The sequence below is a fragment of the Methanomassiliicoccales archaeon genome, from assembly GCA_035527755.1.
Taxonomy (GTDB): Archaea; Thermoplasmatota; Thermoplasmata; order Methanomassiliicoccales; family UBA472; genus UBA472.
This window is the reverse complement of the sequence record DATKZX010000024.1, coordinates 1-9,601: the sequence shown is the minus strand read 5'-3', so window position 1 is coordinate 9,601 and position 9,601 is coordinate 1. Positions and strand designations below refer to the sequence as shown.

The 9,601-nt window shown below is 55.5% G+C and carries 9 protein-coding genes; 6 read left to right on the top strand and 3 right to left on the bottom strand.

Annotation, left to right across the window (positions count from 1 at the left end; translation table 11 throughout):
- Positions 1-153: 153 nt before the first annotated feature.
- A complete protein-coding gene (locus VMW85_08270; GenBank protein ID HUT28023.1) occupies positions 154-426 on the top strand; it encodes a ribbon-helix-helix domain-containing protein in 273 nt (90 codons plus the stop codon).
- A 106-nt stretch (positions 427-532) separates the two neighbouring features.
- On the opposite strand, the gene VMW85_08265 is transcribed toward VMW85_08270, so the two are convergent.
- Positions 533-1,555, bottom strand: coding sequence for a uroporphyrinogen decarboxylase family protein (locus VMW85_08265; GenBank protein ID HUT28022.1), 1,023 nt, complete (start codon positions 1,553-1,555; stop codon positions 533-535).
- Positions 1,555-2,919, bottom strand: a complete 1,365-nt coding sequence (locus VMW85_08260; GenBank protein HUT28021.1) for an APC family permease — start codon at positions 2,917-2,919, stop codon at positions 1,555-1,557. The genes VMW85_08265 and VMW85_08260 overlap by 1 nt, the downstream gene beginning before the upstream one ends.
- 458 nt (positions 2,920-3,377) lie before the next feature.
- Here VMW85_08260 and VMW85_08255 point away from each other — a divergent pair, with 458 nt between their 5' ends.
- From VMW85_08255 to neuC, 5 genes are read left to right on the top strand one after another with little or no spacing between them, the layout of a single operon-like run.
- Positions 3,378-4,499 (top strand): DegT/DnrJ/EryC1/StrS family aminotransferase, encoded by a 1,122-nt coding sequence (locus VMW85_08255; GenBank protein HUT28020.1) that lies wholly within the window; start codon positions 3,378-3,380, stop codon positions 4,497-4,499.
- 1 nt (position 4,500) lies between these two features.
- Positions 4,501-5,481: a polysaccharide biosynthesis protein gene (locus tag VMW85_08250; GenBank protein ID HUT28019.1), complete on the top strand. Its 981-nt coding sequence runs from the start codon at positions 4,501-4,503 to the stop codon at positions 5,479-5,481.
- Positions 5,482-5,485: 4 nt separating this feature from the next.
- Positions 5,486-6,004: an acyltransferase gene (locus VMW85_08245; GenBank protein HUT28018.1), complete on the top strand. Its 519-nt coding sequence runs from the start codon at positions 5,486-5,488 to the stop codon at positions 6,002-6,004.
- 7 nt (positions 6,005-6,011) lie between these two features.
- A complete protein-coding gene (neuB, locus tag VMW85_08240; protein ID HUT28017.1) occupies positions 6,012-7,715 on the top strand; it encodes an N-acetylneuraminate synthase in 1,704 nt (567 codons plus the stop codon).
- Positions 7,712-8,851: a UDP-N-acetylglucosamine 2-epimerase gene (gene neuC / locus VMW85_08235; protein HUT28016.1), complete on the top strand. Its 1,140-nt coding sequence runs from the start codon at positions 7,712-7,714 to the stop codon at positions 8,849-8,851. The genes neuB and neuC overlap by 4 nt, the downstream gene beginning before the upstream one ends.
- 9 nt (positions 8,852-8,860) lie before the next feature.
- Here neuC and VMW85_08230 read toward each other — a convergent pair.
- Positions 8,861-9,601 (bottom strand): polysialyltransferase family glycosyltransferase (locus VMW85_08230; GenBank protein ID HUT28015.1); only part of this gene is annotated, 741 nt, incomplete at its 5' end.

Here is a 9,601-nt window from a genome sequence, read left to right as displayed (position 1 = left end):
CAGTCAAATAAATCAACCTTGCAAATAATATATTAGTATGACAAATGAATGTCAATAGTATGATATATAGCTTACCAATTGGTATTATTTTAAATATTTATTTATATTTGAGAAGACTTTTCTAAACATAGTTTAAGGAATGGAATGCCCTGAATGAACGACGACGAAAGTAATACTACCCCCTCAAGCAGACGATCAAAGGTAGTCAACCTTCGGGTACCCATGCAGGTAGTGGAGACCGTTGACAAATGGGTGGACATGCAGCTATACAAGTCCCGTTCCGAGTTCATCCTTTCCGCGATCCGATTTTATCTTGATTATATCGAGTATAAGGAAAGCTACAACGTGCGCGCCTTCCAGGGGGAACAGTTTGCCGAATCCCCGGGAGCGAGGTTCGACCGTTTGAAATATTATAAAAGACCATAAAACAAGAGAAAACAGGTCTTTGAAAATATCTTAATGACCTTTGTTCGATATATTATAATATTTTAAAATAAAAAATAATTAAAAGGTTTTGGAAGGGGTTTGGGGATCACAATGTATTCATCTTGACGACGTCGTTCCAGACCTCAACGTTCTCCAAAGGCGTTCCGGGGGCGATGTCGCACCCCGCGCCTAGGATGAAGCCGATGACACCGGCGTCCCTTATGCACTGCTTGGACTCCTCGATCACCGCTTTCGGCGTTCCGGAGAACAAGGTGTGCGCAGGCTTGACGTTCCCCAAGATGGCCTGCTTGGTCCCTATCTGCTCGTGGGCGTTCTTCAGGTCGACCTGGTAGTCCATGGAGAATATGCTGGCGTTGACGTCTATCACGTGCTCCAAACGGTCGGACGTATCACCGCAGATGTGCAGCAAGGAGTACTTCCCGCTCATGTTGACCTTGGCGGTGCACTCCTTCTGCGCAGGTTTGGAGTATTTCGCGTAATCCTCCTTGGAGATCAGCGAGCCGGAAGCGGTGGGGTCACATAGGAACACACCGTCCAGTTCGTGCTTGACCAGATGCTCGCAGTAGGTCGATACCACATCGGTGGCGAAGCGGAGAAGCTTCGGCAGGAACTCCGGTTCCAGGATCGAATCTAGCATCATCGTCTCCACGCCCCGGAGCTCCCCCGCCAGTGTGAAGGGGCTTACCAGGGTGTTGTAGAGGAACAGCTCCGAACCCAGTTTCTTCCGCAGTATGTCCGTGGTCTCCAACGAACTTATCAACCGATAGTCCTTCGCTGGATCGGGTATCTCCAATGTGGAGAGCAGATCGGCGTCCTCCCCCAGGACATTTGTCCAGGTCGGTATTGCGCCCAGATCGGGTATCTTCACCTCGCATCCCAGCGCTTCCACCGGCGACAGCCAGTCCCACATGGTCTCGATGGCGTCGAACTTGCAGATCTTGGCGATCTCCACTTGGGCACTGGCCGCAAGCTTCGGGTCCTTGATGGAATCCGGGCCCTTTACATCCATGACCCCCAGGGCCCAATAGCCCTGGAAGGGAGGAGCGAGGGGGACCTGGTCCACCGGTTCCATGTTTATCGCCGCTATTATCCTTTCTCTGCCGTTCATTACGCACCGCCACCGTTGGCTGGTTCGATCTCCTCGACATCGTCATCGTCCTTCTTGCGGCCGAGGACCACCCTCATGACCCCAACGATACCGAAGTAGACACCGAAGAGGATCCACACATCAAGGGTGAAGTAGGCGAAGGTGAAGTAGGCTATTATTCCAGCACATACCAGCGCCAAGATCCCCATGGCCATGCCTCCGGGAACCTTCCAAGGTCTTTCCATATCCGGCGCCGTTCTCTTGAACTTGATGTACGCCAGACAGACCACCACATAGGTGATGCCCACGCCGATGGCCATCAGTGTGAACAAGCTAGCCAGCCAGGCCGTACCGGACATCGCGATGAACATGAGCACTATGCCCAGGATGACCAGGTTACCGGTCTTCGGGACGTTGTGCTTGTTGATGCTGGCAAAGACCTTCGGCAACACGCGGGCCCTTCCCATGGCCAGCAGCATTCTCGATCCGCCCATCCAGAATCCTATCAGACAGGTCGCGAGAGCAGCCACGTTGGCCAGGGCGATCAGGTACATCAACCAGGAACCGTAGAGCTCGTTAGCGATCGAGGCACCCAGCATCGGAATTCCGACCAGGTCCCCGATGGCACCCATTCCGCCTTCGGCCAGACAGATGATGCCGTAGAAGACCATGGCGAAGAGGATGGAACCGACCATGAGCTTCCAGTGCTTCTTGGCCGGGTAGTTGGCTTCCTCGGCGAACTGAGGGATCACTTCGAAACCGAAGAACATGGTGACCATCAGCGCGGTTGCGGTGATGAAACCGGATTCACCGGTGAAGAAGAACGGCTCCCAGTTGCTGGTGGAGAACGTTGGGTGTGTGAAGAACAGTAGAGAATATCCGAAACCCACCACTGCCAGCATCAGGAACAGGACGAACTGAACGCTTGCACCGAGTTTGACCTCGCGAGTGTTCAGTAGGAAATTCCCTATCGCCACCAATGCCGCCAATAGCATCATGATCTCGATGGACATGTCGGGCCACCACAGATACCTGATGATGTCCATCAGGGCCATCAGCTGGAACGCCAGAACTGCTGTGTATGACAGCATCAACGCCCAGGAGGTCCAGTAGGACGCTTCCTTGCCGAAAGCTTTCTCCGTATACACATATGATCCTCCCACCTGGGGGAACATGCCCGTCAGTTCCCCGTAGATCAGGCCTATGGGGATGCACATCAAACCCACCAGGACGAATGCCAGGGCGATCGATGTTCCGGTCAGCGACAGCCACCAGTTGGTCATGACCAGCCACGGACCGATGATGGTCGCGGCGGCCATGGCGAAAAGGTACATCGGGCCCATGGACTTCTTCAATTTGGGTTCTCCGTTCTCTTCACCTTGCATTTTTTAACACCTCTTTGTATTACAATAAGAAATTGATTATCTTACATTTGTAAGACAATTGTAAGTATAAATCGTTTTCGAGATTGATGGCGATCACTTTTACGAACCTTCGCATAAGAGAGAACAAAAGAACGAGGAGAGCGAGATCCCGATGCGTGATCCCGATCATCCAGTGGGCGGGCTCGATCATCGGCGATGAGATGAAAATGAACTTTGTCCATGAGCACGTATTTATAATTCTGAAACATAGCGGGCTTAACGGGATCGGGAGAGCCCGCAGTGATGTCTATCGGGACGTTGGCAAGCCATTCTGCTTCGGCAGGATGGTTTTCTGCCAACGTTCCGGGGCGTTACGAATTTTTATGATACTGTTCCTGCCATTGAGCATCCAATACTGCTTTTCATGGTTCTGGAAAAGTCTATCAAGTTTCCGACAACTTACTAGTTCGTAGGTTCACATGAAGAAAGTGCCTTTGTTCCAGATATTCAATGACGATGATGATGTACGTGCGGTGACCGAGGTCATCAGGTCCGGGAGGGACTGGTCGTCCGGCAAGATCATCGGGGATCTGGAAAGAGAGATCGCGTCGTATGTCGGCACCAAGCACTGCGTCACCTTCGGTTCAGGAGGTTCCGCCCTCCATTCCACCATGCTGGCCTTGGGGATCGGGAAAGGTGACGACGTCCTGGTGCCGAGCTTCACCTTCATCGCCACGGCGTACGCGCCGCTTTATACCGGCGCCATGCCTAGGTTCGTGGACATCGAGCGAGAGAGGATGGGACTGGACCCCTCCGACATAAAGAGGAAGCTGACCTCTGAGACCAAGGCGGTACTTCCCATACATCACGGAGGAACACCGTGCCTCATCGAGGAGATCGCCGAGGAGCTCGATGGTACTGGGGTGGACCTCGTAGAGGACGCGGCCGAGGCCTTCGGATCTAAGACCAAAGGTCGCAAGTTAGGCACCTTTGGAAGGGTGTCCGTCTTCAGTTTCTGCCAGAACAAGATATTCACCACTGGAGAGGGCGGATGCGTGGTCACCGACGACCAGGAGGTCGCTGATACCTTGCGCCTGATGTGCTCTTATGGCCGAGTGAGCAAGGGAGATTATTTCAACACCGACGCTCCGGTCGACTACGTCATGCCCGGTTCCAATTGGCGCCTGTCCTCCATCCAAGCAGCCCTGGGCCTCTCGCAACTGAAGAAGGTGGACCGCCTCATCGCCATGCGAAGGAAGGTCGCCGACGCCTATTGTCAGGAGCTGGACGGTGCGAAGGACATCGAAGCGCCTGTTGAGGGCGACTGGTTCGACGTGCACCAGATGTTCACCGTACGTTTGAAGAACAAGAAACTGAGGGACGGGCTAATCGATCATCTCACCAAGAACGGCGTGGCCTGCAAGGTCTACTTCCACCTGGTGCACGAGTACACGGTGTTCAAGGGTTGTCATGCCGAAGGATTGGAGGTAAGCCAGGATCTCTCCGGGAAAGTGCTCTCCTTACCGATCTACCCGAGCATGAACGACGAGGATATTTCATATGTCTGCCAAACCATTAAGGAATACCTGAGGGGGGCATAGGTTGGAACGTTACAAGGGGAAGAGGTTGCTGGTCACCGGGGGTGCTGGTTCCATCGGGCAGGAGATCGTCCGCAAGCTGACGGAAGAGGACTGCACTCAGATACGGGTGCTGGACACCAATGAGACGGCGCTCTTCGAACTGGAGAACCGTTTGAAATGCGACCGACTGCGCATGTTCATCGGCAACGTCCGGGACAAGGACAGACTATTCCGGGCCATGGAGGACGTGGACATCGTCTTTCACGCTGCGGCACTGAAGCATGTGCCCCTCTGTGAATACAACCCGTTCGAGGCGGCCAAGACCAACGTGGTTGGCACGGAGAACGCTATCGAGTGCGCCTTGGACCGGGGCGTAGAACGGTTCATCATGATCTCCACCGACAAGGCGGTCAATCCCAGTAACGTCATGGGGGCGACCAAGCTATTGGCGGAACGGCTCACGCTGGCCGCCAACTCATATAAGGGGGGGCGATCGTCCAAGTTCTCCGTAGTTCGTTTCGGGAACGTTCTTAACTCCCGCGGATCCCTGCTGACCACTCTCAAGCAGCAGATAGAGAACAATGAGGCGGTCACTCTCACCCACGAGGACATGACCAGGTTCGTCATGAGCATCGAGGAGGCGGTGGACCTGGTGCTCACCGCCGGCTTGATGGGCGAGGGCGGGGAGATATTCATTTTGAAGATGGACGCAGTGCGCATCGTCGATCTGATACGGGTCATAGCGGAGGACCTCGGAAAGAGGAACAGCCATGATGTTGAGATCAAGACCATTGGCATCCGCCCGGGGGAAAAATTGTACGAGGAACTGCTGACGGAAGAGGAATCCCTGCTGGTGGAGGACATCGGCCCCATGTACGTCCTCCATCCAGGAGTGAACGGTACGCCCAGTGATTGCGGAGTGGTTTACAATTCGAACGAAGGCCGATTCCTGAACGACGACGAGATACGGCGGAAGCTGCGCGAGATCGGTTACCTGGAGTGAGGGAATGAACGGGGACCGCGAGTTCAAGTCCAGGGGCGAGGACGTAATTGTCTATCCCTGGGCCAGGATCGTTAACATCGATAGGATCGAGATCGGCAAAGGAAGTCGTATAGACGACTTCGTTTTCATGAACGGGGGGCAGGGCATTAAGATCGGACGGTACGTGCACATCGCCTCATTCACCAGCATAATCGGCGGAGGAACGCTGGAGATAGGCGATTACGTCAGCTTGGCCTGCGGCGCTAGGATCATAACCGGAACGCACGTTCCGGAGGGAGGCAAACGAATGACCGCCTCTTTGCCGCTGGAGCAGCAGAGCGTCATGCGCGGAAAGGTGGTCATAGAGAAGGACGCCTTCATCGGAACGAATGTTATTATTCATCCAGATGTCACCATCGGTGAGGGAGCGGTCATCGGCAGCAACAGCCTGGTGCTGAAGGACGTGGAGCCCTGGAGCGTGAACGCCGGCAGTCCCTGTCGAAAGATCGGGGAGAGGGAGAGGGTCTCCATCCCGGATTATTGAGGTTGAAATGAAGATTGCCATTATTCCTGCCAGAGGGGGGAGCAAGGGTCTGCCTCGCAAGAGCGTGCTTCCGGTGGCCGGAAGACCGCTCATTCACTGGACGATAGATGCAGCCATTAAATCGGAACAGTTCGACCTGGTGCTGGTGAGCACCGAAGACGCGGAGATAGCGAGCGTAGCGGCACGATTCGAGGATGTCAAGCTTATCGATAGACCTCCGGAACTGGCGACGGACGAGGCGTCGACCATGGACGTAGTGGTTCACGCATTGGAGGCCGTTGAAGCCAACGATGATGACGTTGTAGCGCTGCTTCAATTGACGTCCCCTTTGAGGGATGCCGACGATATACGAAAGGCGATGAGGCTATTCCTGAAAGGGGACCACGATTCCCTGATCTCCGTCACCGCCTTGGATAGTAAGGCGAACTGGGGAATGTGCCTGGAGGACGGTTCGTTGCAGCCGTTGGCCCCGGACGCCTCAGGGCGCAGACAGGGGTTGGCCGAGCTGTACGTCCCTAACGGTGCCATTTACATATCCATGGTCAAGGACCTTCTGCGCAACGATTCCTTCTTTGGAAGGAGCTGCGCCCCCTATGTGATGACTGCCGAGCGCTCGGTGGATATCGATACCGCTGAGGACCTGCGAGAGGCGGAGAGGCGCATGAACCCTATCCCCACCGTCTCAATAGGTGATCGTAAGATAGGAAAGGGGAACCCCACCTACATCATCGCCGAGGCGGGCGTGAATCATAACGGCGATGTTGAGCTTGCATTGAAATTGGTGGACGTTGCCGCGGCGGCCGGGGCCGACGCCGTCAAGTTCCAGACCTTCAAGGCCGATCGGCTGGTGGCCAAGGGCGCTAAGAAAGCAGAGTACCAACGGAACGCCAGTGACGAGGACCAGCTGCAGATGGTCAAGCGGCTTGAATTGAGAATCGAGGAGTTTAGCCGCATCCATCGCCGCTGCCTGGAGAAGGGGATAGAGTTCCTCTCCACTCCCTTCGACCACGGGAGCCTGGGCGATCTGGTCGATATGGGTATGCGGGCGATCAAGGTCCCTTCGGGGGAGCTGAACGACCTGCCTTTCCTGGGGTTGGTGAGGGATCGCGGATTGCCAGTGATACTGTCCACGGGAATGGGAAGCCTGGAGGAGGTTGACAGGGCGGTGGATGTTTTCACGAGCGCCAACGTGCCGTTGATACTTCTCCAATGCACAACCAGCTACCCCGCTTCATTCGAGACCCTGAACCTGAGGGTGATACAGAGCATGGGTGAGAGGTACAATGTACCGGTGGGGCTGTCGGATCATAGTCCTGACCTCACCGCCCCGATAACCGCTGTGGCCCTTGGGGCCAGCCTTATAGAGAAGCATTTCACCCTGGACAAGGCAATGGACGGACCGGACCACCGGGCCTCCCTAGACCCGGTAGAGCTCAAGCAGATGGTCGAGGCCATCAGGAACGTTGAGAGGTCCTTAGGGGATGGAGTGAAGAGACCTTTCCTCCAGGAACTGGAGATCGCCAAGGTGGCCAGGAGGAGCGTGGTGGCGACGAAGGACATACCCAAGGGTGCTGTCATCACCCGAGAGATGCTCATTTTAAAGCGCCCAGGCATCGGGATACCTCCGGAAGAGATGGATTCGGTGGTGGGGAAGAAGGCCAATCGCCGGATCAAAGCGGACGAAGTGCTCAAGTGGAGGATGCTGGAATGAGGAAAGTGCTTTACGTCTCCGGCACCCGGGCCGATTACGGACTGATGCGCTCCACTCTGAGAGCGATCGAGGCTCGAACTGACCTTGAGTTGGTCATCGTGGCTACTGGCATGCACCTCATGCCGGAGTTCGGAAGGACCGTGGAACAAATAGAGAACGATGGTTTCCGAGTGATCATCGCTCCGGCCACGATAGCCTCCGACGAAAAAAGCTCCACGCCGATCTTCCTTGGCGAGCTGACCGTCCAATTGACGAACATCGTAACCAGGGAAGCGCCGGACGAGATACTTCTACTGGGGGACAGGGCGGAGATGCTGGCCGGGGCCATCGTCGGAACATATATGGGAATACCGACCTTCCATGTGCACGGAGGGGACATCTCCTCCACCGTCGATGAGCATGTACGCCACGCCATAACCAAGCTTTCTCACTTCCATCTCGCGGCAACGGAGAGCTCCGCGGAGCGGTTAAGGAGGATGGGGGAGGAGATGTGGCGGGTGTTCACGGTGGGCTCGCCCTCTCTAGATGACGTCCTTACCCTGACCCCCATTTCAGACCTCGAGCTGCGTAAAAATGACCTTCAACCGAGGGAGTACCTCATGCTGGTGCAACACCCGGTGAGCGAGGAGGCGGATATCGCGGGGGAACAGATCTCCGGCACAATAGACGCGCTCATCGCTGACGGGAGGAGGACAGTGGTCGTATATCCCAACGCTGACGCCGGAGGGAGGAGGATGATAGAGGTGATCGAGGAGCGATGCCGTTCGCCTCAGTTCGTCTGCTTCAAGAGCATGCCCCGCGATGATTACCTTAGGCTGATGGCCAGAGCGGCCGCCCTCATAGGGAACAGCAGCGGCGGCCTGGTCGAGACGCCCTCCTTCGGTACCCCGTTCATCAACGTGGGGGATAGGCAGAAGGGAAGGGAGAGAGGGGACAACGTCATCGATGTGGGATATGGGAAGGAAGAGGTCCTGAAGGGTTTGAAACGGGCCGAGAACCACGATCTCCTGCACAAGGTCGGCAGGAGACGGAACCCCTATGGCGACGGTTGTACCGGGAAGTGCATCGCCGAGATCCTGGCTGAGCTGGAACTGTCGGACGACATGACCCAGAAGTGCCTTGCTTACGATCTTTGATCATCTTGGTCAAAGGGCGTCCTTTCTCAGATGCTTCAGGAACCTCAAGGCATCGGGACCATCGACGTTCCCGACGGTGGTTATCGTGACATCGTCGCCTAAGATGATCCTGGCAGTGTATATAGAAGTGGACAGCGGTCCGGCCACCTCCTTGAGCTCCTTTCCCTTGAGCTTGAGATAGATCAGCTCCATGGGGGTATGGCGCGGTAGTGTGTCACATCCTGTGTACAGCCCCAGATATTCCCCTTTCTCCCGAGGATGGTACTTGACGCCGATGCGTCCGTACCTTTCCGCGGCCTGAACCGCCACCTCCTGCATCCTGTCCTTCAATGAAACCGCCCCCAGTTGGGTATTCCCCCCCAATATCTCGGAGTGGGGGAGGACCAGCAGGTATTCGATATCGTCCTTGATGTCTTCCGTCAGCTCTTCGATCATCTTGCGATCGATGCGGTCGAAAAGTTCTACGCTCAGGGGCCTGATCTCCTTCTGCCGCAGGGCGGATATCACCATGTCGGGGAAGAACACGCGGACTGTGGTAGTATAGGGGCTGGTGCCCAAGGTGATGATATTATAGTAGTATCGGCCGAAGAGAAACTTGGCCAGAATCCCGTGGAAGAAATTTGGTGCTTTTTCAATCGGAGGGATGTATGCCGCCAACCCATCCTCGACATAATCCAGGGAGATGTCGTTCTTACCAGCCAGATATGCGGCGTACTGCGTTTCAGGCGTACGGTCGTTGAAGATGACGAT

Coding starts and splice junctions, on each gene's coding strand:
- VMW85_08265 (HUT28022.1), bottom strand. CDS start 1,555: ATGAACGGCAGAGAAAGGATAATAGCGGCGATAAACATGGAACCGGTG.
- VMW85_08270 (HUT28023.1), top strand. CDS start 154: ATGAACGACGACGAAAGTAATACTACCCCCTCAAGCAGACGATCAAAG.
- neuB (HUT28017.1), top strand. CDS start 6,012: ATGAAGATTGCCATTATTCCTGCCAGAGGGGGGAGCAAGGGTCTGCCT.
- VMW85_08245 (HUT28018.1), top strand. CDS start 5,486: ATGAACGGGGACCGCGAGTTCAAGTCCAGGGGCGAGGACGTAATTGTC.
- neuC (HUT28016.1), top strand. CDS start 7,712: ATGAGGAAAGTGCTTTACGTCTCCGGCACCCGGGCCGATTACGGACTG.
- VMW85_08255 (HUT28020.1), top strand. CDS start 3,378: ATGAAGAAAGTGCCTTTGTTCCAGATATTCAATGACGATGATGATGTA.
- VMW85_08260 (HUT28021.1), bottom strand. CDS start 2,919: ATGCAAGGTGAAGAGAACGGAGAACCCAAATTGAAGAAGTCCATGGGC.